The organism is Pseudomonas sp. AC136, from assembly GCF_979258585.1.
The window spans coordinates 2,713,610-2,737,484 of the sequence record NZ_OZ409865.1; the positions used below are offsets into that span (position 1 = coordinate 2,713,610).

General features: G+C 63.7%; 23 protein-coding genes. 19 read left to right on the forward strand and 4 right to left on the reverse strand.

The window, feature by feature from the left end:
* Positions 1 to 4 precede the first annotated feature (4 nt).
* The 18 genes from ACZZZU_RS12265 to ACZZZU_RS12350 are packed head-to-tail and all read left to right on the forward strand — an operon-like array spanning position 5 to position 16,802.
* Positions 5 to 262: an acyl carrier protein gene (locus tag ACZZZU_RS12265; protein ID WP_122451522.1), complete on the forward strand. Its 258-nt coding sequence runs from the start codon at positions 5 to 7 to the stop codon at positions 260 to 262.
* A gap of 22 nt (positions 263 to 284) precedes the next feature.
* A complete protein-coding gene (locus ACZZZU_RS12270) occupies positions 285 to 830 on the forward strand; it encodes a COG4648 family protein (protein ID WP_122491897.1) in 546 nt (181 codons plus the stop codon).
* Between the two features lie 24 nt (positions 831 to 854).
* The gene (locus ACZZZU_RS12275) at positions 855 to 2,537 is read left to right on the forward strand and encodes an AMP-binding protein (RefSeq protein WP_463550738.1); all 1,683 of its coding nucleotides are present in this window, start codon (positions 855 to 857) and stop codon (positions 2,535 to 2,537) included.
* Positions 2,524 to 3,282: a glycosyltransferase family 2 protein gene (locus ACZZZU_RS12280; RefSeq protein ID WP_463550739.1), complete on the forward strand. Its 759-nt coding sequence runs from the start codon at positions 2,524 to 2,526 to the stop codon at positions 3,280 to 3,282. Before ACZZZU_RS12275 ends, ACZZZU_RS12280 begins: the two co-directional genes overlap by 14 nt.
* The gene (locus ACZZZU_RS12285) at positions 3,279 to 4,202 is read left to right on the forward strand and encodes an LpxL/LpxP family acyltransferase (RefSeq protein WP_463550740.1); all 924 of its coding nucleotides are present in this window, start codon (positions 3,279 to 3,281) and stop codon (positions 4,200 to 4,202) included. The genes ACZZZU_RS12280 and ACZZZU_RS12285 overlap by 4 nt, the downstream gene beginning before the upstream one ends.
* Positions 4,195 to 5,739, forward strand: coding sequence for an HAL/PAL/TAL family ammonia-lyase (locus ACZZZU_RS12290; protein ID WP_463550741.1), 1,545 nt, complete (start codon positions 4,195 to 4,197; stop codon positions 5,737 to 5,739). The genes ACZZZU_RS12285 and ACZZZU_RS12290 overlap by 8 nt, the downstream gene beginning before the upstream one ends.
* Positions 5,732 to 6,157 (forward strand): acyl-CoA thioesterase, encoded by a 426-nt coding sequence (locus ACZZZU_RS12295; RefSeq protein WP_463550742.1) that lies wholly within the window; start codon positions 5,732 to 5,734, stop codon positions 6,155 to 6,157. Before ACZZZU_RS12290 ends, ACZZZU_RS12295 begins: the two co-directional genes overlap by 8 nt.
* Complete coding sequence (locus ACZZZU_RS12300; protein WP_463550743.1) at positions 6,154 to 6,747, forward strand: outer membrane lipoprotein carrier protein LolA; 594 nt, start codon at positions 6,154 to 6,156, stop codon at positions 6,745 to 6,747. Before ACZZZU_RS12295 ends, ACZZZU_RS12300 begins: the two co-directional genes overlap by 4 nt.
* Positions 6,731 to 9,067, forward strand: coding sequence for an MMPL family transporter (locus ACZZZU_RS12305; RefSeq protein ID WP_463550744.1), 2,337 nt, complete (start codon positions 6,731 to 6,733; stop codon positions 9,065 to 9,067). Before ACZZZU_RS12300 ends, ACZZZU_RS12305 begins: the two co-directional genes overlap by 17 nt.
* Positions 9,064 to 10,230 carry a sodium:proton antiporter gene (locus ACZZZU_RS12310; RefSeq protein WP_463550745.1) on the forward strand — a complete coding sequence of 389 codons (1,167 nt, stop codon included), beginning with the start codon at positions 9,064 to 9,066 and terminating at the stop codon, positions 10,228 to 10,230. The genes ACZZZU_RS12305 and ACZZZU_RS12310 overlap by 4 nt, the downstream gene beginning before the upstream one ends.
* On the forward strand, positions 10,217 to 11,455 hold the full coding sequence (locus tag ACZZZU_RS12315) for an NAD(P)/FAD-dependent oxidoreductase (protein WP_463550746.1): 1,239 nt from the start codon (positions 10,217 to 10,219) through the stop codon (positions 11,453 to 11,455). The genes ACZZZU_RS12310 and ACZZZU_RS12315 overlap by 14 nt, the downstream gene beginning before the upstream one ends.
* 16 nt (positions 11,456 to 11,471) lie before the next feature.
* The gene (locus tag ACZZZU_RS12320; RefSeq protein ID WP_122491907.1) at positions 11,472 to 12,227 is read left to right on the forward strand and encodes a class I SAM-dependent methyltransferase; all 756 of its coding nucleotides are present in this window, start codon (positions 11,472 to 11,474) and stop codon (positions 12,225 to 12,227) included.
* Positions 12,224 to 12,715, forward strand: coding sequence for a DUF3261 domain-containing protein (locus ACZZZU_RS12325; RefSeq protein ID WP_122491908.1), 492 nt, complete (start codon positions 12,224 to 12,226; stop codon positions 12,713 to 12,715). The genes ACZZZU_RS12320 and ACZZZU_RS12325 overlap by 4 nt, the downstream gene beginning before the upstream one ends.
* Positions 12,712 to 13,917 carry a beta-ketoacyl-[acyl-carrier-protein] synthase family protein gene (locus ACZZZU_RS12330; protein ID WP_463550747.1) on the forward strand — a complete coding sequence of 402 codons (1,206 nt, stop codon included), beginning with the start codon at positions 12,712 to 12,714 and terminating at the stop codon, positions 13,915 to 13,917. The genes ACZZZU_RS12325 and ACZZZU_RS12330 overlap by 4 nt, the downstream gene beginning before the upstream one ends.
* The gene (locus ACZZZU_RS12335; protein WP_122491910.1) at positions 13,914 to 14,369 is read left to right on the forward strand and encodes a hotdog family protein; all 456 of its coding nucleotides are present in this window, start codon (positions 13,914 to 13,916) and stop codon (positions 14,367 to 14,369) included. The genes ACZZZU_RS12330 and ACZZZU_RS12335 overlap by 4 nt, the downstream gene beginning before the upstream one ends.
* Entirely contained in the window at positions 14,362 to 15,090 is a 729-nt protein-coding gene (gene fabG / locus ACZZZU_RS12340; RefSeq protein ID WP_463540314.1) for a 3-oxoacyl-ACP reductase FabG, read from the forward strand. The genes ACZZZU_RS12335 and fabG overlap by 8 nt, the downstream gene beginning before the upstream one ends.
* Positions 15,090 to 16,316 (forward strand): beta-ketoacyl-ACP synthase, encoded by a 1,227-nt coding sequence (locus ACZZZU_RS12345; RefSeq protein WP_463550748.1) that lies wholly within the window; start codon positions 15,090 to 15,092, stop codon positions 16,314 to 16,316. Before fabG ends, ACZZZU_RS12345 begins: the two co-directional genes overlap by 1 nt.
* Positions 16,317 to 16,358: 42 nt before the next feature.
* Positions 16,359 to 16,802 carry an excinuclease gene (locus tag ACZZZU_RS12350; protein ID WP_122491913.1) on the forward strand — a complete coding sequence of 148 codons (444 nt, stop codon included), beginning with the start codon at positions 16,359 to 16,361 and terminating at the stop codon, positions 16,800 to 16,802.
* A 178-nt stretch (positions 16,803 to 16,980) separates the two neighbouring features.
* Here the strand turns inward: ACZZZU_RS12350 and ACZZZU_RS12355 are convergent, their stop codons facing one another.
* On the reverse strand, positions 16,981 to 17,898 hold the full coding sequence (locus tag ACZZZU_RS12355; protein ID WP_463550749.1) for a LysR family transcriptional regulator: 918 nt from the start codon (positions 17,896 to 17,898) through the stop codon (positions 16,981 to 16,983).
* Between the two features lie 129 nt (positions 17,899 to 18,027).
* Between ACZZZU_RS12355 and ACZZZU_RS12360 the strand changes: the two genes are divergently transcribed.
* Positions 18,028 to 19,305 carry an MFS transporter gene (locus tag ACZZZU_RS12360; protein WP_463550750.1) on the forward strand — a complete coding sequence of 426 codons (1,278 nt, stop codon included), beginning with the start codon at positions 18,028 to 18,030 and terminating at the stop codon, positions 19,303 to 19,305.
* 100 nt (positions 19,306 to 19,405) lie between these two features.
* Here ACZZZU_RS12360 and ACZZZU_RS12365 read toward each other — a convergent pair whose 3' ends face one another.
* The 3 genes from ACZZZU_RS12365 to ACZZZU_RS12375 all read right to left on the reverse strand — a co-directional run bounded on the left by ACZZZU_RS12365 (position 19,406) and on the right by ACZZZU_RS12375 (position 23,748).
* Positions 19,406 to 21,472 carry an AsmA family protein gene (locus ACZZZU_RS12365; protein WP_463550751.1) on the reverse strand — a complete coding sequence of 689 codons (2,067 nt, stop codon included), beginning with the start codon at positions 21,470 to 21,472 and terminating at the stop codon, positions 19,406 to 19,408.
* A 94-nt stretch (positions 21,473 to 21,566) separates the two neighbouring features.
* Positions 21,567 to 22,652: a fatty acid desaturase family protein gene (locus ACZZZU_RS12370; protein ID WP_463550752.1), complete on the reverse strand. Its 1,086-nt coding sequence runs from the start codon at positions 22,650 to 22,652 to the stop codon at positions 21,567 to 21,569.
* Between the two features lie 10 nt (positions 22,653 to 22,662).
* Positions 22,663 to 23,748, reverse strand: a complete 1,086-nt coding sequence (locus tag ACZZZU_RS12375; RefSeq protein WP_463550753.1) for a ferredoxin reductase — start codon at positions 23,746 to 23,748, stop codon at positions 22,663 to 22,665.
* Positions 23,749 to 23,875 lie beyond the last annotated feature (127 nt).

The window sequence follows — 23,875 nt, forward strand, 5'->3', positions numbered from 1 at the left end:
GACCATGCAAAACCGTGACGAAATCTTCACCACCCTGCGCGAGTCGCTGGTCGAGCTGTTCGAGCTTGAGCCCGAGCGCGTCACCCTGGAAGCCAACCTGTACCAGGACCTGGAAATCGACAGCATCGACGCCGTCGACCTGATCGACCACATCAAGCGCAAAACCGGCAAGAAACTCGCCGCTGAAGACTTCAAGGCCGTGCGCACCGTCGGTGACGTGGTCGAGGCGGTGTTCCGCCTGGTCAACGCGCCCGCTGCCTGAGGGTGTTGTTCGTGGACAAGGCATGAACCGCCTGATTGGTTTGGTGCTGCTGGTGGCCGGCCTGGCCTACCCCTTCGCGGTGTATTACGGCCAGCAACACCTGTCGCCGCGCTTCTTTGCCCTGCTGCTCGGCGGCTTGTGGCTGGCGCGCTTCCTGACACAGGGGCAACGTCCGGGCAGCCGTGGCATGGCCATCGCTGCGCTGGGTTTTTGCGTGTTGCTGGGCCTGGCGGACAGTCACGAGGTGCTGCGCTGGTACCCGGCGCTCATCAGCCTGTTCGGCCTGGGCCTGTTCGGCCTCAGCCTGAAATACGGCCCGCCGATGGTCGAGCGCCTGGCGCGGCTGCGTGAACCGGAGCTGCCTGAAGTGGCCATCGTCTACACGCGGCAAGTGACCAAAGTGTGGTGTGGGTTCTTTGTGTTCAATGCGCTATTGGTCAGCGCCCTCACGCTGTGGGCGCCGTTGAGCTGGTGGACGCTCTACACCGGCGTGATTTCTTACGTGTTGATGGGCCTGTTGTTCGCCGGTGAATGGCTGGTGCGCCAACGTGTGCGAGCCCAGGGATGAAGTGCCAGCTATGAAATGCCGACTATGAAATGGTTAGACCTGCAAGACCTGCTCAGCCCCGTGCTGCAACGCCCGGTCGCCATCGAGCCCGCGTTGCAACATGCCGACCTGTGCGTGCAAGCGCTGAGCGTCGCCGCCGGCCTGCAGGCCCGGGGTGTGCGCAACATGGCCGTGCACCTGGAAGACAGCGCCGAGTTGGCCATTGCCCTGCTGGGCGCCTGGCGCGCCGGCGTGCGCGTGTTGCTGCCAGCAGACCTGCAAGCGCAAAGCCGCGAACGCCTGGCGCCGCGGGTGGATCTCTGGCTCAGCGACCAGGACGGTGACACGCGCCTGGCCGAGCTGCACGCCGAACCACTGCCGGCCGCCACGCTCGATCTCGATTTTATCGGCCTGACACTATGCACCTCCGGCTCCAGCGGCGAGCCCAAGCTGATCGACAAAACCCTGCGCCAGATGCACAACGAAGTCGCCGCCCTGCAAGCCCTGTGGGGCGAAGAGCTGGGCGATGCGGTGATCGTCGGCAGCGTCGCCGCGCAGCACATTTACGGCCTGTTATTCCGCGTGCTCTGGCCGCTGTGTGCGGGCCGCGTATTTGTACGTCGCCCACAACCCTTCCCGGAAGATTTGCAACGCTGGAGTCTGCCGCAGGCGAATTTCGCCTGGATCGCCAGCCCGGCTTTGCTCAAACGCATGGGCGACAACCTCGACTGGCAGGCGCTGAGCCGCGTGCGCCGGGTGTTTTCCTCAGGCGGCCCGCTGCCCGCAGAAACCGGCGCGCAACTGGGCGAACTGCTGAGCCAGGTGCCTACCGAAATTTTTGGCAGCTCGGAAACCGGCGGTATCGCCTGGCGCCAGGGCGGTTCGCAGTGGCAGCCGTTTGCCGATGTGCAGGTCGGCCTTAACGATGACGGCGCGCTGTACGTTCGCTCGCCTTACCTCGCGCCCGGTCATACCGAACAAACCGCCGATGGCGCCACGTTGCATGACGACGGCCGTTTCGAGCTGCTGGGCCGACTGGACCGCATCGTCAAACTGGAAGAAAACCGTATCTCCCTGCCCATGCTCGAGCAGGCGCTGGCCACTCACCCGTGGGTGGGCGAGGCGCGTTTTGGCGTGGTGCACGACAAGCGTGCCTACCTCGGCGCGCTGGTGGCGTTGAACGACGCCGGCTTGCACGCGTTGCGCAATCAAGGCCGCCGCGCTGTCACCGACAGCCTGCGTCAGCACCTCAGCCCGCACTGCATCGCCCTGGCGCTGCCGCGTCGCTGGCGTCTGGTGCGCCATTTACCGCTGAACGCCCAGGGCAAACTGCCGCAAGCGTCGCTCGAACAACTGCTGCACGCGCCGCGCACGCTGCTGCCGGATGTGGTCAGCCAGCGAGAAGAAAATGGCGAATGGCACCTGGAGCTGGACGTGCCGCTGGACCTCGCGCACTTCACCGGCCACTTCCCGAAAACGCCGATTTTGCCCGGCGTGGTGCAGGTCGATTGGGCGCAGAATCTGGCGCGGCAACTGATGGTGTTGCCGCCGCGTTTCTGCGGCATGGAAGTGCTGAAATTCCAGCAACTGGCCCGCCCCGGCGACCGCTTGCAGTTGCACCTGCGCTTCGATGCCGAGCGCGGCAAGTTGTATTTCAGCTACCGCAATGGCGAGGCCGCGTGCTCGTCCGGGCGCATTTTGCTGGAGGCGGCCCGTGTCGACGCCTAACCCGTCCGCCAGCCACGCCGTGTGCGCGGTCATCCCCGTGTACAACCACGAACACGCGCTGCCCGCGGTGGTCGAGGCGCTGCACGCCAGCGGCCTGCCATGCGTGCTGGTGGACGATGCGTCGAGCCCGGCCTGCGCGGCGGTGATGGATCAACTCGCCACGCGTGAAAACACCCACCTGGTTCGCCTCTCGGAAAACCAGGGCAAAGGCGGCGCCGTCATGGCGGGCCTGCGCGAAGCCGCTCGGCTGGGCTTTACCCACGCCCTGCAAGTAGACGCCGACGGCCAGCATGACCTGACCAACCTGCCGCAGTTCTTGCAGCAGTCAGCGGCGCAGCCGGACCATCTGATTTGCGGCTACCCGCAGTTCGATCACAGTGTTCCAAAAGGCCGGCTGTATGCGCGCTACATCACCCACGTGTGGGTGTGGATCAACAGCCTGTCGCTGCAGATTCGCGACTCCATGTGCGGCTTTCGCGTGTACCCGCTGGCCTCCACGCTGGCGCTGATCAACTCGGTGAAGATGGGCAAGCGCATGGACTTCGACACCGAAGTGCTGGTGCGCCTGAGCTGGCGTAACCAGGCCATGATCTGGCTGCCCGTCAAGGTGCAGTACCCGCAAGACGGCCTCTCGCATTTTCGCGTGCTGCTCGACAACGTGCTGATCTCGAAAATGCACGCCATCCTGTTCTTCGGCATGCTCTGGCGTTCGCCAGCGATTCTCGCCCGCCGGTGGTTGCGATGAAAAACGGCCACTGGGCACGGCACAACGAGCGCGGCAGTTACCTGCTGATGGCGTTCACCGCCTGGCTGGCGCGCAACCTGGGGCGCCGCGTGCTCAGCCCGTTGCTGCATGTGATCGTGTTGTATTTCTACCTGGCCGGGCGCAGCGCGCGGCACAGCGTGCAGGAGTACCAGCAACGGCTGGCCGACTGGAGCGGGCGCCCCGAACTGCGACCCACGCGGCGCTCGGTGTTCAACCAATTCATGGCCTTCGCCGATACCTTGCTCGACAAGCTCGACGTCTGGAGCGGGCGTCTGGGCCTTGAGCAAGTCACCCTGATCGACAACACCGATGTGCGCGGCAAGCTGCACCGTGAACAGCGCGGGCAAATGCTGGTGGGCGCGCACCTGGGCAACCTCGAAGTCTGTCGCGCCCTGGCCGAACTGGGCGAAAAAGTGCAGATGAATGTGCTGGTGCACACCAAGCACGCCGAGCAATTCAACCGCTTGCTCAACCAGGCCGGCGCTACCCATTTGCGCCTGATTCAGGTGAGTGAGCTGGACGCCGCGATCATGCTGCAACTCAGCCAGCGCCTGGAGCGCGGCGAGTGGTTGGCGATTGCCGGCGACCGCGTGCCGCTGCATGGCGGGCGCCGCGCGCGGGTGAATTTTCTCGGCCACCCAGCCGAGCTGCCGCAAGGCCCGTGGCTGCTGGCGGGCTTGCTGCAATGCCCGATCAATTTGCTGTTCTGTCTAAAACTCAACGGCCGTTACCAGGTCACCCTCGAGCCTTTCGCTGAGCGCATTGAATGGCGCCGCAGCGACCGCGAGCAGGTGATCCAGCGGCACGCCCAAGCGTATGCCGAGCGGCTGGCGCACTACTGCCTGCGAGCGCCGCAGCAATGGTTCAACTTCTTCCCCTTCTGGATAGCCCATGACTAACACGCACGCCTCCACCGTGGTGTTCGGCGCCCAACCGCTGAGCATTGAGCAGGTGGTCAACCTGGCCGAACAACGCAGCCCAACCGCCCTGCAGAGCGACGGCGAATTCCGCCAGCGCATCGCCAAAGGCGCGCAGTTTCTCGACTCGTTGCTCGACAAAGAAGGCGTGATTTACGGCGTAACCACCGGCTACGGCGACTCCTGCGTGGTGGCGGTGCCGCTGGAGCACGTTGAGGCCTTGCCGCAACACCTGTTCACCTTCCACGGCTGCGGCCTGGGCAAATTGCTCGACCCGGTCGCCACCCGCGCGGTGTTAGCGGCGCGGTTGCAGTCGCTGTGCCAGGGCGTGTCCGGCGTGCGCATCGAACTGCTGGAACGCCTGCAAGCCTTCCTCGATCACGACGTGCTGCCGCTGATTCCGGAAGAAGGCTCGGTGGGCGCCAGCGGCGACCTCACGCCGCTTTCCTACGTGGCCGCGACCCTCACTGGCGAGCGCGACGTGCTGTTCCGTGGTGAAGTGCGCAGCGCCGCCGAGGTGCATGCCGAGCTCGACTGGCAGCCGCTGACCCTGCGCCCCAAAGAAGCCCTGGCGTTAATGAACGGCACCGCCGTGATGACCGGCCTCGCCTGCCTGGCCTATTCGCGTGCCGATTACCTGCTGCAACTGGCCACGCGTATCACCGCCCTTAATGTGGTGGCGCTGCAAGGTAATCCGGAGCACTTCGACGAGCGCCTGTTCGCCGCCAAGCCGCATCCGGGGCAAACGCAAGTCGCCGCCTGGCTGCGCAGAGACTTGGCCATCGACGCCCCAACCGCACCGCTGCATCGTCTGCAAGACCGCTACTCGCTGCGCTGCGCGCCCCATGTGCTCGGCGTGTTGGCCGACAGCCTGGGCTGGTTGCGCCAGTTCATCGAAATTGAACTGAACAGCGCCAACGACAACCCGATCATCGACGCCGAGGCCGAGCGCGTGCTGCACGGCGGGCACTTCTATGGCGGGCACATCGCTTTTGCCATGGACGGTCTGAAAAACCTGGTGGCCAACGTTGCCGACCTGCTCGACCGTCAGCTCGCGCTGCTGGTCGACACCCGTTACAACCACGGCCTGCCCAGTAACTTGTCCGGCGCGCCGGCACACACGGCGATGATCAACCACGGCTTCAAAGCCGTGCAAATCGGCGCCAGCGCCTGGACCGCCGAGGCGCTGAAAAACAGCATGCCGGCCAGCGTGTTCTCGCGCTCCACCGAATGCCATAACCAGGACAAAGTCAGCATGGGCACCATTGCCGCGCGCGACGCCTTGCGTAGCCTGGAGCTCACCGAGCAAGTGGCCGCCGCCACCCTGATCGCCGCCAACCAGGGCGTGTGGCTGCGTGGCCACGAGCAAGACGCCCGGCCGCTGCCACCGTCGCTCGCCGCCATGCACCAGCAACTGGGCGAAGACTTCCCGCCGGTGATCGAAGACCGCGCCCTGGAACGCGAACTGCGCCTGTGCCTGACGCGCATCCGCAGCCGCCATTGGAGCCTGTATGCGTAGCCATGGCGTGATTCAAACCGAAATCGAGGTCGTAGTGCCGTTCTTCGACGTCGACATGATGGAAATCGTCTGGCACGGCCACTACGTCAAATACCTCGAAGTGGCGCGCTGCGCGCTGCTCGACAAGATCGGCCACAACTACGCGAACATGCGCGAGGCCGGTTACGCCTGGCCCATCATCGACCTGCAACTGCGCTACATGCGCGGCGCCAAGTTCGGTCAGCGCCTGATCGTGCGCGCCGATCTGGTGGAGTGGGAGAGCCGCCTGAAGATCAATTACCTGATCAGCGACGCCGCCACCGGCGAGCGCATGACCCGCGCCAGCAGCGTGCAAGTGGCGGTGGAAATCGCCAGCCTGGAAATGCAGCTGGCCTCACCGGCCGTGTTCGTTCAGGCCGTCGAGCGCGCCATCGCATGAAGCGCTTTCTTGCCCTGCTGTTGAGCGTGGCGCTGGCGCCGCTGGCCCACGCCTTCGACCTCGACCAACTGGCCGCGCAACTGGCCAAACCCGCCGTGGTGCGCGGCCCGTTCGTGCAGGAAAAACACCTGCGCGCGTTGCCCAAGCCGCTGACCAGCACGGGCCAGTTTGTGCTGAGCAAAGACCTCGGTTTGCTCTGGCAACTGCAAACGCCGCTGCAACAGGAATACCGCATCGACGGCAGCGGCATCGCCAAGCGCACGCCACAAGGTTGGCAGTCCGTGGCACAGCAAAGCGCCAGCGCCCAGCAGAACCGTCTGTTTCTGGCCGTGCTCAAAGGCGACAGCAGCGGCTTGCGCCAGGACTTCGACTTGCAACTGAGCGGCGACGCCAGCGCCTGGACGCTGGACCTGACGCCGCGCAGCCTGATGCTCAAGCAAATTTTCAGCGCCATTCAGATTCAGGGCGGCGAGCAAGTGGCGCGCATCGAACTGCGTGAAACCCAGGGCGACAGCACCGTGCTGCGCCTGACCGACAGCCACGCCGAGAGCCAACTCAGCGACACGGACCGTCATGCTTTCGCGGATTGATCACTGGGGCCCCCGGCTCTTTACCGTCGCGCTGTTGGCGCTGCTCGCCGTGGCCGCCTGGCAGTGGCGCGGCGGTGCGCCGATTTCCGCGAACCTGTTGGAATTGGTGCCCAGCGATACGCCAGATGCGCTCGAACAGCGCGCGGAAAAAATCATTCAGGAACCGCTGAACCGCGAGTTGGTGGTGCTGATCAGCTTTGCCGACCGGCAGAAAGCCCTGAGCCAGGCGGCCGCCATCGGCCAGCAATGGCAGCAGGAGAAGCTGTTCGAAAAAGTGCAGTGGGACGTCAGCTACGACCTCGCCCAGGTGCGCCAGCAGGTGCTCGATAATCGCCTGGCTTTGCTCGGCACTGAAGAGCGCCAGTTGCTTCAGCAAGACCCCCGCGCCTTCGTCGAACGCCGCGTGCAGGATTTATTCGACCCGTTCCGCAGCCAGGGCCTGATCGCCACCGACCAGGATTGGCTGGGCCTTGGCGCACTGATCGAGAAAAAGCTGCCGCGTGCCCACAACGTGCAGGTCGATCTGAGCGGCGCACTGCTGGCCGAAAGTGACGGCAAAACCTGGGCGCTGCTGCGCGCGCGCACCCGTGGCGATGCCTTCGACGGCAATTTGCCGTTGGCCGTGGAAACCCTGGTAGCCAGCGCCCGCGCCGAGGTTCAAGCGCAAGGCGGCGAGCTGCTGGCCACCAGCGGCCTGCTGTACTCGGCCCACGGCCAGCGTCAGGCCACCCGCGAAATCAGCTTTATGGGCAGCGTGTCGAGCATTGGCGCCTTGCTGCTGATCCTGGTCGCCTTCCGCCGCTTGCGCGTGCTGGTGGCGCTGCTGCCCGCCGCCGTCGGCGTGCTCGCCGGGCTTACCGCGTGCGTTGCCGTGTTCGGGCAAATTCACGTACTGACGCTGGTGCTCGGTGCCAGCCTGATTGGCGTGGCCATCGACTACCCGCTGCACCTGCTGTCCAAAAGCTGGACGCTGCAACCGTGGAACAGCTGGCAAGCGTTGCGCGCCACCTTCCTCGGCCTGACCCTGGGCCTGGCCACCAACGTGATCGGCTACCTGGCGCTGGCGTTCACGCCGTTTCCGGCCTTGAGCCAGGTGGCGATTTTTTCCTCGGCGGGCCTGCTGGGTTCGTACCTGTGTGCGGTGTGCCTGTTGCCGACCTTGCTCGGCAAAGGGCCGATCGTGCCATGGGCCAAACCGTATGGCCTGGCCACCCGTTTGCTGGCTTGGCGTCGGCGCTTGCTGTCGCGGATCGGCACGCCGTGGTTGCTGCTGATTTTCGTGCTGTTCTGCGTGGGCGGCGTGCTGCAACTGCAGCACAAGGACGATCTGCGCCAATGGGCCAGTACCCCGCCGCAGTTGCTGCAACAGTCGCAGGCAATCAGCAAGATCATTGGCTTTCAGCCCACCAGCCAGTTCTATTTGGTGCGCGGCAAAGACGAAGAACAACTGCTGCAACGCCAGCACCTGCTCGGCCAGCGCCTCGACGCCCTGGTTGCCGACGGCAAACTGAAAAGCTACATGGCCCTCAGCCAATTGGTAGCGCCGGCCTCGGAGCAAAACAACCTGCGCGCCTCGCTCAGCGCCGTGCCGATTAACAGTGCAGCCCTGCAAGCGCTCGGCGTTACGCCGCAACAGGTCGAAGCCGAAGTACGCCAACTGCAAGCCCTGCCCAACCGCACCATTGAACAAGCCTTGGCCGGCACACTTGGCGAGCCGTGGCGCACGCTGTGGCTGGGGCCAACCGGCGAAGGCGAAGTGGCTGGCTTGGTGAGCTTGCAAGGCTTGAGCAACGCTGACCTGCTGGTTGCCCAAGCCGACGGCTTGCCGGGGGTGAAACTGATCGACCGCCTGGGCCAGCTCAACCGTTTGTTCGCCGCCACGCAAATCAGCGCGGCAGAACTGAAGCTGGCGTCGTGCCTGCTGATTTTCGCCCTGCTCTGCCTGCCCTTTGGCCCACGCGGCGCGGCGCGAGTGCTGGCGGTGTCGCTGTTGGCGGCGCTGGCCAGCCTGGCGAGTTTGGGTTGGCTGGGGCAGCCGCTGACCTTGTTCAGCCTGTTCGGCTTGCTGCTGGTGACGGCCATTGGCGTGGACTACGCCATCATCATGCGCGAGCGGGTCGGCGGCGAAGCCACCAGTTTGCTGGGCACCTTGATGTCGGCGCTGACCACCTGGCTGTCGTTCGGCCTGCTGGCCGTGTCGAGCACGCCAGCGGTGAGTAACTTCGGTCTGACTATCACCATCGGCTTGGCCTTCAGCTTTTTGCTCTCGCCCTGGGCCGGTGAACCGCACAGCCCCGCGCACAAGGAGCTGGCGTCATGATGGTGATGCTGTTCTGGCTACTGGCCTTGGCCTTGTTCGGCGGCGTCGCGCTGCTGGGGCGCCAACGGCTGATTCCCATCGTCGGTCAATTGCTGGTCGCCAGCCTGGCGATTCCGTTGCTGCTCTTGGCCTGGGTAGAACCGCACTGGCAACTCAGCGCCAACGAACTGCTGGCGCCGACCTGGCTGAGCCTGCTGTACAACCTGAGTTTCGCCCTGCTGCTGGGTTACATCCTCAGCGATGTGGTGGACCTTCACGTCAGCAGCGCCAGCCTGAAGATCGCCCTGCCCAGTTTCGCCGTGCCACTGCTGGCCGGCATCGCCGCCTCGCTGTGGCTGCTGCCGGACACAAGCGGTTGGCTGAGCGCGGTGGGCATCGGCTTGCTGTTTTCCATCACCGCGATTCCGGTGTTGTTTCTGTATTTGCAAAACATCGGCTACCCGGCCGAGGGCATCAAACGTCTGCTGCACGCGGCGATTCTGATGGACCTGATGTGCTGGAGCCTGTTCGGTCTGGCCCAGGGCAGCGCCGACCCGCAGACCTTGTTTTGGCCGCTGTTGGCCGCCGGTCTGCCGCTGCTGTTGAACAAGGTACTGGGCCTGCGCCATGCGCTGTTTTACAGCCTGCCGTTCTTCGCCCTGATGCTGGTTTTTCAACAGCTCAAACTGAACGCGCTGGTGTTTGGCATCGGCTACATGCTGTGCCTGGCGTGGCTGAAACAGCCCTTCGCCCTGCCACTGCCCGCCGCGCAGTGGAAGTGGCTGCTCAACGGCCTGGCCATTCCGCTGATTCTGACCTGCGGCGTACTGCGGGTAGATTTCCACGGCATCGGCGCCAGCTATTCCTGGCTGCACCTTGGCGCGCTGCTGGCGCTGCCGGTGATGAGCAAATTGCTCGGCAGTTGGCTCGGTTTGCATTGGGCCATGCCCGGCGCCAGCCAGCGGCTGAAATGGTCGGAAAGTGTGCTGCTGAATATTCGCGGCCTGACCGAAGTGGTGTTCCTCAATCTGCTGCTGCAACTGCACCTGATCGACGCCCTGACCTATTTCAGCCTGCTGCTGATGAGCCTGTTTTCTACCTTGCTGCCCGCCCTGTTGGGCGTGGGCAAATCCCGAATTTCTTCGCAACAGTCCGCCACAAGGAGTCCCCATGGTGTCGCTTGAATTGGAACAGCGCCGCGTACTGGTCATCGGCGCAGGCCCGTCCGGCGCTATCGCCGCGGCTCTGCTGAAACGCAACGGGCATGACGTGCTGATCATCGAGCGTCAGCAATTCCCGCGTTTTTCCATCGGCGAAAGTCTGCTGTCCCATTGCCTGGATTTCGTCGAAGAAGCCGGAATGCTTGAAGCCGTCGAAGCCGCTGGCTTCCAGCGCAAGAACGGCGCCGCGTTTGCCTGGGGCGAGCGCCGCACGCATTTTGATTTCCGCGAAAAATTCACCGACGGCAAGGGCTGGACCTTCCAGGTGCAGCGCGCCACGTTCGACAAATTGCTGGCCGATCAGGCCGAGTTGCAAGGCGTGGAAATCCGTTACGAAGAAGAGATCATCGCTACCGACTTTTCCGCCAAGCCGATTGCCACCGTGCGCCGTCTGGACGGCAGCGAATACCGCGTGCAAGCCGACTTCGTGCTCGACGCCAGCGGTTACGGCCGCGTGCTGCCGCGCTTGCTCGACCTGGAAGCGCCGTCGGCCTTCCCGGTGCGCCAGGCCTTGTTTACCCACATCGAAGACCGCATCGACGATACGACTTTCGACCGCGAGAAAATCCTCGTCACCACCCACCCGACCATGCGTGACGTGTGGTTCTGGCTGATCCCGTTCAGCAACGGCCGCTGCTCCATGGGCGTGGTGGCGTCCAGCGAGCGCTACGAGGGTCGTCCAGAGGATATGGAAGCGGCGCTGCGCAGTTTTATCGAGGAAACCCCAAGCCTGGGCAACCTGATTAAAAACGCCCAGTGGGACACCCCCGTGCGCAGCCTCGGCGGCTACTCAGCCAACGTTAAAACCCTGCACGGCCCAGGCTTTGCGCTGCTGGGTAACGCGGCAGAATTCCTCGACCCAGTGTTCTCCTCCGGCGTCACTATCGCCATGCGTTCGGCGAGCATGGCGGCCGGCTTGCTCAACCGTCAGTTGAACGGTGAAACGGTGGACTGGCAAAGCGAGTTCGCCGCGCCGCTCAAGCGTGGGGTGGATGCGTTCCGCGCCTATGTCGAAGGCTGGTACGACGAGAGCTTCCAGAACGTGATCTACCACCCCGCCGCCGCCCCGGAAATTCGCGGCATGATCTGCTCGATTCTGGCCGGCTACGCCTGGGACCTGAAAAACCCCTACGTCGCCGAGCCCAAGCGCCGCCTGCGTGTGCTGGCCGAGCTGTGCGCCACCGCGTAACAAGGACGATAAGCCGATGAACGCACCGATCCAGCCGTCGCCGCACAACCCAGCGGGCCGCAACTACGTTGAGGAAACCCGCTTCGGTTTCTGGTTCTTGCAGAGTCACGTCTGGCAGCACCACGTGCTGCGGGTGGCGATCAACGACCTCAAGGGCCTGCTCGGCCAGGCGCTGCCCAGCGATGCGGTATTGCTGGACGCCGGTTGTGGGCAGGGCAAGTCGTTCCGTCTGCTGCAAAACGCGTTTGCCCCGGCGCAGCTGATTGGCCTGGACGCCGACCCGCACAGCCTGACCATGAGCCGCGCCGAGGCCGAACGTGAAGGCTTGGCGGTTCAATTGCTGAGCAGCGACTGCGCGTCTATCCAACTGCCGGACGCCAGCGTCGATGTGATTTTCTGCCACCAGACGTTCCACCATTTGGTGGAACAGGAAGCGGCGCTGGCCGAATTCTGGCGCGTGCTTAAACCCGGCGGCTGGCTGCTGTTTGCCGAGTCGACCCGGTACTACATCGACACCTGGGTGATTCGCTGGTTGTTCCGTCACCCCATGCACGTGCAACGCAGCGCCGACGAATACCTGGCCATGCTGCGCGAGCAGGGTTTCGAGTTCGGCCCGCAGAACGTTTCGTACCCGTACTTGTGGTGGAGCCGCTCCGCCGACTTCGGCTTGCTGGAACGCTGGAAGCTGGTGAAGCCCAAAGCCGTGGGCCAGCGCAATGAAACCCTGGTGAACGCCGCCGTGCGCAAACCACTGGCGAGCCACAGCGCATGAAACGCTTCCTCGCGCCCCTGCTGCTGGCTCTGCTGTTGAGCGCCTGCGCCCATCAGGCGCCGCTGCCAGCGCACGCGCCGCGTCTGGACTTGCCGCTGCAATTGCATGTGCAGCGTGAACAGGCCGGGCAAACCCAGGACTGGTTTCTGGTGCTGCAACAGGAAGGCCCGGCGCTGCGCTGGTCGCTGATCGATCCCATGGGCATTCCTGTGGCGCGCCAACTGCTGACCGGCAACCAATGGCAGAATGACGGCCTGCTGCCGCCCAACCCCGAGGCGCGCGAGCTGTTTGCTGCCTTGCTGTTTGCCCTGACCCCGGCCGAGCAAGTGTCCGCTTATTACCCCGAGGCGGATTGGCAGCAACAGGCGCAACAACGCCGCCTGATGGAAGCGGGCGCCGCGCGCTGGCGCGTGGACTACCAGCAACCCCTGAATTTTCAGCTCAGTACCCAGACGGGGCTGAGCTACCGCGTCGAGACGTTGCCATGACCGCCTACCTCAATGCCCTGGGCCTGCTGTGCGCCCTGGGCAATGACAAACACCACGTCGCTGAGCGCCTGTTCGCCGGCGACACCGATGGCATGCAGGTGCAAGCCGGCTGGGTGCCTGAGCGCCCGCTGCCCGTGGGCGCGGTCAACGCCGAGCTGCCCGCCATTGCCGGCGCCCACCGCGCCTACCAAACCCGCAACAACCAACTGCTGCTGGCCGCGGCTGAACAAATCGATGTGGACATTCAGCAGGCCATCGCCCGTTACGGTCATGGCCGCATCGGCGTGGTGCTCGGCACCAGCACGTCGGGCATCGACGAAGCGACCCAGAGCATTCGCACGTTCCTGCAAGAAGGCGCATTCCCGGCGGACTACCACTACGGTCAGCAAGAACTCTCGGCGCCGGCAGAATTTCTGGCTGCGCACTATCAACTGGGCGGCCCGACCTACGTCATTTCCACCGCCTGCACCTCCAGCGCCCGCGCCTTGCTCAGCGCCCGTCGCTTGCTGCAAAGCGGCTTGTGCGACGCCGTGCTGTGCGGCGGTGTGGACTCGTTGTGCCAACTGACGCTTAACGGCTTCGGCTCGCTGGAAGCGCTGTCGGATGAACGCTGCAATCCGTTCTCGCGCAACCGTTCTGGTATCAATATCGGCGAAGCGGCGGCGTTGTTTCTGATGACCCGCGACGCCGGCGTCAGCACCGAATCCATCGCCCTGCTGGGCGCTGCCGCCAACTGCGACGCTCACCATATTTCCGCCCCCGACCCGCAAGGGCGCGGCGCCGAACAGGTGATGCGCCAGGCCCTGGCCAACGCTGGTTTGGGCGCAGACGACATCGCCTACCTGAACCTGCACGGCACCGCCACGCAGCACAACGACGCCATGGAAAGCCTGGCCGTATCGGCGGTGTTCCCCAACGGCGTGCCGTGTTCCTCCAGCAAACCCATGACCGGCCACACCCTCGGCGCGGCCGGCGCGTTGGAAGCCGCCTTCTGTTGGTTAAGCCTGAACGCCAAGCGCCTGCCGCCGCACATTTGGGATGGCCAGCGCGATGAGCAACTGCCCGCCCTTACGTTTACAGACGCCACTTCAAGTCTGGAACGCCCAGGCCCACAGCGCCTGATGAGCAATTCCTTCGCCTTTGGCGGCAACAACATCAGCTTGATTCTGGGCACCACGCCGACCGCTCAGGTGCGCCCATGAACGTCTGGCCTATCGCTGAGCTGGTGCCCCACGCCGCCGACATGATTCTGGTGGACGAAGTGCTGAGCTTCGCCGACGAAGACGTGCACACCCGCCTGGTCGTGCGCGCCGGTGGCTTGTTCAGCCAGGCCGATGGCAGCCTGCCGGCGTGGGTCGGCATCGAGCTGATGGCGCAAAGCGTGGCGGCGTTTGCCGGCTGCCAGGCGCGCCAGGCTGGCCTTCCAGTGGAGCTGGGTTTCCTGCTCGGCACGCGCAATTATCAATGCAACGTCGAGGCCTTTCCCCTCGGCGCCGAGCTGCACATTCACGCCCTGCGCTCGTTGCAAGACGACAACGGCATGGGCGTTTTCGAATGCAACCTGACCGGCCCGGGCATTCACGCCCACGCGCGCCTCAACGTTTTCCGCCCGCCCCACGTGGCCAGCTATCTGGAAGAACCTGCACATGACTGACACCATTCTCGTCACCGGCTCCAGCCGTGGTATCGGCCGCGCCATCGCCTTGCGCCTGGCCCGCGCCGGCTTCGACTTGGTGCTGCATTGCCGCAGTGGCCGCGCTGAAGCAGAAGCCGTGCAGGCAGAAATCGTCGCCCTCGGCCAGCAGGCACGCATTCTGCAATTCGATGTGGCCGAGCGCGCCGCGTGCCGGGAAATTCTTGAAGCGGATGTCGAAGCCCACGGCGCCTATTACGGCGTGGTGTGCAATGCCGGCCTAACCCGCGACGGCGCCTTTCCGGCCCTCAGCGAAGAAGATTGGGACGTGGTGCTGCGCACCAATCTGGACGGTTTCTACAACATCCTGCACCCGTTGGTCATGCCGATGGTTCGCCGACGCAAACCGGGACGTATTGTCTGCATCACCTCGGTGTCCGGCATGATCGGCAACCGTGGCCAGGTCAACTACAGCGCCTCGAAAGCCGGCGTGATCGGCGCGGCGAAAGCGCTGGCGGTTGAGCTGGGCAAACGCAAAATTACCGTCAACTGCGTGGCCCCCGGTTTGATCGACACGGCCATGCTCGATGACGATCTGCCGATTGAAGAAATGATGAAGATGATCCCCGCCCAACGCATGGGCACCCCGGAAGAAGTGGCTGGCGCGGTGAATTTCCTGATGTCGGACGAAGCCGCCTACATCACCCGCCAAGTGCTCGCGGTCAATGGAGGCCTGTGCTGATGAAACGCGTGGTAGTTACCGGCATGGCCGGCATCACATCCCTTGGCAGTGACTGGGCCAGCATCGAAGCCAACTTCAGCGCCAACAAAAGCGGCATTCGCCGTATGCACGAGTGGGATCGCTTCGCCGAACTGAACACCCGTTTGGCCGGCCCCATCGATGATTTCGTGGTGCCGAAAACCTGGAACCGCAAACAGCTGCGCAGCATGGGCCGGGTGTCGCGCCTGGTGGTGCTGGCCGCCGAAAAAGCCTTGGCCAACGCTGGTTTGCTCGGTGATGAAAGCATTCGCGATGGCCGTATGGGCGTGGCGTGCGGCTCGTCCACCGGCAGCACCGAAGAGATCAAAGCGTTCGGCAATATGCTGCTCAACTCGGTGGCCGACGGCCTCAACGCCAACTCGTACATCCGCATGATGCCGCACACCACGGCGGCCAATATCAGCATTTTCTTCGGCCTCAAAGGCCGCCTGATTCCCACGTCCAGCGCCTGCACCAGCGGCAGCCAAGGCATTGGTTATGCCTACGAGGCCATCAAGTTTGGCCGTCTGCCGATGATGCTGGCCGGCGGCGCCGAAGAGCTGTGCCCGACAGAAGCCATGGTGTTCGACGCGCTGTACGCCACCAGCCTAAAGAACGACGCACCGCACACCTCGCCACGCCCCTACGACAGCGGCCGCGACGGCCTGGTGATCGGTGAAGGTGCCGGCATGTTGGTGCTTGAAGAACTGGAACACGCCAAAGCGCGTGGCGCCACGATTTACGCCGAGATCGTCGGCTTCGGCTGCAACGCCGACGGCCAGCACGCCACCAAACCGGAACAGGTGACCATGCGCGGCGCCATGGAACTGGCTCTGCAAGACGCTGGTTTGGACCCGCACGCCATCGGCTACGTGAACGGTCACGGCACCGCCACCGAACAAGGCGACATCGCCGAAACCCACGCCACCGCCAGCCTGTTCGGCTCGGGCATGGCCATCAGCTCGCAAAAAAGCTACCTGGGTCACACCTTGGGCGCGTGCGGGGCACTGGAGTCATGGTTCAGCATCGAAATGCTCAACAGCGACCGTTATATCCACACCCTGAACCTGGACAACATCGACCCGCAGTGCGCGGACCTCGACTACCTGCGCGGCGAGCCGCGGCAGATGAACAATGAATTCGTGATGAACAACAATTTCGCCTTCGGTGGGGTCAATACCTCGCTGATCTTCCGCCGCTGGCGCTGACAGAACCGACCGACCTACCCCACCGCCGTCAAGGAGACGACTATGCACTTGAAAAGCCTCACCGCCGCAGCCCTGCTTCTGGCCGCTATTCCCGGCATCAGCCAGGCGCGCGACACCACGCACTACTTGCCACTGGAAACCGCGATCGCTCAGGCGACCGCTGCCGGCAAGCTGGATGGCTCGGTAAAGTTCTACATGGCAGGGCAGAAGCCCGCTGGCAAAGTGAACGTGATCAACCCGCAGATCACCACCAACCAGAAGACCAACGCCTTCAACAAGTCTGACGAAGAAGCCTGCGCCTGGGCCATGCAATCGGCCATCATCAAACTGGCCAACGCCGCCAAGGCAGCCGGCGCCAATGCGGTGATCGAAATCGCCAGCAACTACAAAGGCGTTGAATACAAAAACCCGCAGAACTACGAATGCCACGCTGGCGCCATCATGGCCGGCGTTGCGTTGAAAGCGCAGTTGGCTTCGGTTAAGTAAGCCCACGTGTCACGGCTGAAAAGCCGTGATGCGCTTTTGCGCTCGGCTTGAGAGTCTGGATCCCCGCCTGCGCGGGGATGACGGTGGGTTTAAGACAAACTCCGTCATCCTCGCGCACGCGGCGGTCCGACGATTCGGGATGCAGAATCTCGGATGAGTCTTTGGTCTTCAGTCAGACCTATGCAAATCGTCGGTCGGCCTGCAACGCGGCCGCCTCCCGCGTCACCTGCTCAACAAAGGCCAAGGCCAGCGGCGCTTGCTGATCCTTGCGTACCACCAGCCACACCGCACTCGTGGCGCCTTCATCGAGCAACGTCCGATACACCACGCCATCCACCCGCGTGCGCCGGAACGATGCCGGCAACATCGACACCCCCAACCCTGCTGACACCAAGCCGATGATGGTCATGGCCTCACTCGCCTCCTGGGCGATGCGTGGGCTGAACCCGGCGTTGCGTGCCAAGCCAATCAGTTGGTCATACAGGCCGGTGCCGTAACTGCGCGGGAAAAACACAAAGGGCTCATCGGCCAACGCGGCAATGGAAATGCCCTCGTCGCTTCCCTGTGCCAACGGATGATCCGCGCGCAGCACCGCCACCAGCGGGTCGCGAAACAGTTCGACGGCGGTGATGGTATCGGGCAACGCAAATGGCCGAATCACGCCGACCTGCACCGTCTCCTCCAACAGCGCCTCGATCACCACGCGGCTGCTCATTTCCCGCAGGCTCAGGTGCACGTCCGGGTGGGCCTGGCGGAACGCGAGGATGCTGCGCGGGATCGTCGAGGTGAAGGGCGCCGACGCGGTAAAGCCCACATTCAGCTCGCCGATTTCGCCCTGCTGAGCGCGGCGGGCGATCTGCATAGCCTTTTCGACATGGGCGAGAATCTGTCGGGTCTCGTCGAGGAACAAACGGCCCGCTTCAGTCAGTTCAACCCGGCGATTGGTGCGTTCAAACAACCGCGCGCCAATCTCTTCTTCCAATGCCTGAATCTGCTGGCTAAGCGGCGGCTGGGAAATGCCCAGTTGCTCGGCGGCGCGGCCGAAATGCAGCTCTTCGGCGACCGCGACGAAGTAGCGTAAGTGGCGCAATTCCATGGGCAGTCTCCGCAGACGATTAGGTCGAAAAACAGATCAAACGACACGAACAATATATTGGAGATAATAAAGCCCGATTACTATTCTGTGCGCACTGCTTCTCGAACCCTGTTGTTTCACGAGGTCTGTGTGCGCCCTTCCGCTTCCCCCACTGTGCTCGAAGCCGCTCGCGATGCGGCGGCCGACGTAACGAGCACGGTCGAACAAACCGAAGCCTTTATCGAAAAAGGCACGCCGCAATTTGTCCGCACGTCGCTGGCATTGTTTGCCGGCGGTTTCGCCACCTTTGCCTTGCTGTACAGCGTGCAGCCGTTGATGCCGGTGCTGTCTGCCGAGTTCGACCTTAACGCGGCGCAGAGCAGCTTGGTGCTGTCGATCTCGACCATCATGATGGCCATCGGGCTGCTCATCACCGGGCCGATTTCCGACGCCTTGGGGCGCAAGCAGATCATGGTGATTTCCCTGCTTTCGGCCGCGCTGTTCACCCTGGCCAGCGCGTGCATGCCGACCTGGCACGGCGTGCTGCTGATGCGCGGGTTGCTCGGCTTGTCACTGAGTGGCCTGGCGGCGGTGGGCATGACCTACTTGAGCGAAGAAATTCACCCGCGCTTCATCGGCTTGTCGATGGGCTTGTACATCGGTGGCAACGCCATTGGCGGCATGGGCGGGCGATTGATCGCAGGGGTGATGGTCGACTTCGTTAACTGGCGCGTCGCCATTGGTTCGCTAGGCGCCCTGTCGCTGCTCGGCGCCCTGCTGTTCTGGCGCATCTTGCCGGAGTCCAAACACTTTCGCGCCACGCCGCTGAACCTGAAAAGCCTGCTGGGCAACTACGCCATGCACCTGCGCGACGCTGGGCTGCCGTGGCTGTTTCTTGAGGCGTTTCTGTTGATGGGCGCGTTCGTGACGCTGTTCAACTACATCGGCTATCGGCTGTTGGGCGAGCCGTACCACATGAGCCAGGCGGTGGTCGGCTTGCTCTCGGCGGTGTACCTCGCGGGCATCTATAGCTCGGCGTGGGTCGGTTCGCTGGCCGACAAACTCGGGCGCCGCAAAGTGCTGTGGGCGGTGATCGTGCTGATGTTCGCCGGCTTGCTGCTTACCTTACTGCCGCAGGTGCCGGTGATCGTCGTCGGAATGTTGCTGTTCACCTTCGGCTTCTTCGGCGCCCACTCGGTGGCGAGCAGTTGGATTGGCCGGCGCGCGTTCGTGGCCAAGGGGCAAGCCTCGTCCATGTACCTGTTCTGCTATTACCTGGGCTCGAGCGTGGCCGGCACAGTGGGTGGCATGTTCTGGCATCACTTTGGCTGGTTGGGCGTTGGCGTGTTTATCGGCGCGCTGCTGGTGGGCGCATTGGCCGTGTCGGTGCGTTTGGCGCGACTGCCGGTGTTGCCGGCGAATGCCTGATTCATCAGGGCTTTTGTAGGAGCCAGCTTGCTGGCAAACCGTGGCAAAGGCAGCCGCAACCGTTGTTTCCAGGATTCGCCAGCAAGCTGGCTCCTACCGGCTAGCGAAGCTTGCCGGCCTTCATCTTTTCCAGCAGCGGTGCGCATTCGTTCACCTGATCGCCACCGCCGCTCGGCACCACCAGCGCCACCAACCCGGCCACCGGCGCAACGATGGCGCCCAATGCCAACATGCCTGCGCCACGGGCCAGCAGCGGCACGGTTTTCACCCCAGCGTTGGGGCTTTTGAACGGCCCGTTTACGTACAACGGCGAACGCAGGGAAATAATGCGCACGCCTTTGGATTGCGGGTCGATGGTCAGGTCCAGTTGTTCGGTTTTGAAGTTGGCAGTGCCGTCGACGTGTATCAGCGCGTTCTCGGTGTCGAACACCACCAGGCGCGTGGTCAGCAGGCCGTCTTTGACGCCGGTGTCGGCAGCGGCGCAATTGATGCGCACGTCTTTGTCGCCGAACAGTTTGCCGACCACGTAATTGCCGACATTCAAGCCCGCCAGTTCCATCAGCTCACGGCTGACGGCGCCGTCATTGATCAACATGCGCACATCGCCGTTGGCCGTGCCCAGCAAGGCCGCCACGGAGTTGCCGGTGCCGCTGATATCGACGTCGCCTTGCAGCGCGCCGAAGCTGGTTTGCAGCGGTGCGAAAGTGGGAAACAGCTCTTTGAGTTTGAAGTTGCGCGCGCTCAGCTTCGCTTTGCCTTGCATCGGCGTCTGGCTGCCGTCGAGGCGGATGGTGGCGTTCAATTGGCCACCCGCCACGCCGAAGCGCAGGGGTTCCAGGCTGAGGGTGCCGTCGTTGAGCAGCACGTGCGCGTTGAGGTCGGTGAAGGGCAGTTTTTCGCTGTGGACGATGCGCTTGCCGGTGAAGTTGACGTCGGCGTCCATGTCGCGCCAGCGCGCGGTGCGGAATTCTTCCACGGGCAGCACTTTGTCGCTGGGCTGTTTGCTGGTGACGCCTCGGGCTTTCTGCTCGGATTTGGAGTCCGCGCCAATCAGCGGCGCCAGGTCGGCGAACCGCAATTGGTTGGAGGTTAAGGCGCCGCTGAGCTTGGGCCGTGGCTGGCCGGCGACGTAGCTGAGATCGCCGTGGATGTCGCTGTCGCCAATCGAACCGTTGAACTGTTCGTAGTGAAACTGCATGCCGGCAGGGTCGCGCAGTTGGGCGCGCAAGTGCCCGTCGGTGGCAAACGGCGGCGTGTCCGGCAAGGTCACGCCCGTTAGCGGATACAGATTGCCGAGGCTGGTGCCGGCCAGTTGCAGACGCAGGTCAAGCGCGCCGAAATTTTTCGGGTCGGTGAGCGTGCCGGCCAAGGCGATTTTGGTGGCACCGATTTGCACGTTGGCTTGTACCGGGAATGGCTGGCGGCTGTCTTGCAGCGCCAGCAATCCGCCGACCTTGCCGGAGCCATTGAGTGGCTGGCCTTTGTACTGACCCTTGAGCGTCCAACCAAACGCGTAGTCCTGCGGTGTCGCCTCGGGCTGAGCCGCTTTGTCGGTGCCTGGCTTGTTGACGATGTCGGTGAACGGCACCGGTTTGCCCAACGGGTCGATCACCAGCTGCACCTGGGTTTTCAGGCTCTGATCGTTAACCTCAACCTGGCCTTTATCGAAGCCAATGGCGCCGATGTCGACCACCCACGGCGAGTCGGACGGCGGCTCGTTGGGGTCGCTGGGTTTGAGGGTGAAGGTCCAGTTGTTGCGCCCATCCGCCAGGCGCTCAAGGCTGGCAGTCGGGCCGGTCAGATCGATACGCGGGATGCTCACGGTGCGCCAGATTAGCGGCAGCGGTGCCAGGCGAAACTCCACGCGCTGCAGGCTGACCATCTGCGGCGCCTTGGCCCACTCGGTGTTGCCGAGGGTGATGTCTTCGGCGGAAAAATGCGGCCAGGGCAGCCAGGCGCGCCATCCGCCTTCTTCCGGCTCCCTCGCCCACACCACCGCAAGGTTGCCGTTAATCGCGAACGGTCGGCCCAGCTGTTCGCTGACGGTGTCGTTGAGGCGCGGCTTTATGCGGTTCCAGTCGAAGGTGGCGATTACCACCAGCGCTATGGCAATCACTGCGAAGAAAATAGCCAGAAACCACAGCAACACTTTACGGGCCAACGTCATTCATACCACTCCATAAACCGCAGCCCGTGGCGAACTGCGGGGGGCCGTCTTATAGAGGTATCGACGGTTTGATGGCGAAATGATTCAACCGCCGTTAGGTCGGCTTCGCGCCGAGGCCGTTGGGTTTGCGGTAAATCCAGATGCGCCGCAGCACCGTGGCGAACTGCGCGGCGAGGCTGCCGCAGTTGTAGGTTTGGCCGTAGCGCCGGGCGATTTCGCGCACCTCGACGGCCATGGCGGCGTAGCGTCGGGCCGGCACGTCGGGGTACAGATGGTGCTCGATCTGGTGGCTGAGGTTGCCGCTGAGAATGTGGAACAGCTTGCCACCTTTGAGGTTGCTGGAGCCTTGCAGCTGACGCAGATACCAGTGCCCGCGGATTTCGTTTTCCACCACCTCTCGCGGGAAAACCGCCGCTCGCTCGGTGAAATGCCCGCAGAAAATAATCAAAAAGGTCCACAGATTGCGCAGCAGGTTCGCCACGGCATTCCCAGCCAGTACCGCCAGGGCATTGGCACCGATCAGCGCGGCCAAGGCAGGGAAGAACAGGTAATCCTTGAACCATTGGCGTCCGATTTTGGCGGTGAATACGCGAAGCAAAGGTCGCAACTCGTCGCGGCTCATCTTGCCTTTGTAGACTTTATCCAACCGCAGGTGCTGCACCGCCACGGAGTATTGGAACAGCAGCGCTTGCAACGCCACCCACAGCGGCTGCCAGCGGTAGAACGGCTTCCAGCGTTGTTCAGGGAACAGGCGGACCACGCCGTAACCAATGTCGTCGTCCATGCCCAGCACGTTGGTGTAGGTGTGGTGGATATGGTTGTGGGTGTGGCGCCAGAAGTCCGAAGGGCCGGCGATGTCCCATTCGTAGGTGCGGCCGCTGAATTCGGGGTCGTTCATCCAGTCGTACTGGCCGTGCATCACGTTATGGCCCAGCTCCATGTTTTCCAGAATCTTGCCCAGCCCCAGCAACAGGGTGCCGAGCAGCCACGTCGGCGGAAACCAGCCCAGCAACAACAGGCCGCGCCCGGCGGCCGTGCACAGGCGAATAACGTTGCGCAGGCGGCGAATGTAGCGGGCATCAACGGCGCCCAGGTCGGCCCGCGTGCGGCGGCCGAGGTCGTCGAGTTCAGCGGCGAAGGCGGACAGCTCGCTGTCGGTTAACGGGCGATCATTGCGCATGGCGCTCTCCTTAAATATCCACAACCACGTCGCCCATGGGCACGCTGACGCACAGGCGAATCGCCTGACCGGGCTCGTTTAGCACCATGCCACTGCGCTGGTCTCGCACCGTGCCGCTGAGCAGCAGGCAGGTGCAGCTGGCGCAAATGCCCTGCCGGCAGCCGTGCGCGGGCCGCAGTCCGGCAGCTTCGGCTTGTTGCAGCAGCGAGGTGGCTGTGTTGCCGAGCACGTCTTGCTGGGCACGGGCGAAACGCATGAGCACAGGGCGGTGGCTGGCGTTGCTGTTTAATTCGGGCGGGCTAAACGATTCGGCTTGCAGCGGCGTTTCTGCTGCCGTGCTGCTCCACCATTCATTCACCGCATTCACAAACCCGAACGGGCCGCACGTGAGCACATCGCTCGCGGTAAACGCGTGCAGATGAGCAGGCGAAAAGCGCCCGGTCTCGGTGGTCAACATCGGTCGCACGCGCAGGTTCTGGTGGCGCTGCTGCAACGCGTGCAGCTCGCGGGCGAACGCGTGCTGGCCGGCGTCGTGCACGTAGTGAAACAACTCCACCGGCGCGCCAAAGCCTTTTTCCAGCGCGTTACGCAACAGGCCCAGCAGGGGCGTCAGACCACTGCCCGCCGCCAGCAACAGCACGGCCTGCGCCTGATGCGGCCAGGTCAGCTCGCCGAAGGGCTCGCCAAGCTCCACGGCGTCACCGATGGCCAGATGGTCAAGCAGGCGATTTGACAGCCGCCCGCCAGGCTGGCGTTTGACTGCGATCTCCACACTGCCGTCTGCCATCACTGCCGTGAGGCTGTAGCTGCGGCTCAGGCGGACGGCGTCCACTTCCAGGTACACCTGAATGTGTTGGCCGGGCTCGGCGCCACGCCAGTTGCCGTTCGGTTGCAGGGTCAGGGCGAGCATGTCGTCAGCCACCCAGCGCCTGCTCACTAAGCGGGAGAAGACGCGGTTCAGCCGCCATGCCGGATGCAGCTGCGCCAGCACGGCGTCGACGCTGGCCTCGCGTAGCCAACCGCGCGCGACCAACGCACGCAGCGGCGCCAACAGGCGAGCGCTACGACGCGCAACGACAAAAGGAATTAGGGTCATGGACTTACCTAAGGAAAGAGCTTTGAGTGCACAAGCGTGCACCAAACTGCCAGAGCGGCGAATCTCAGTCAACAGTCGTGCACTGAACGAGCGGATGGCCGCCTCGTTCGACGCCACGTAAATGCTT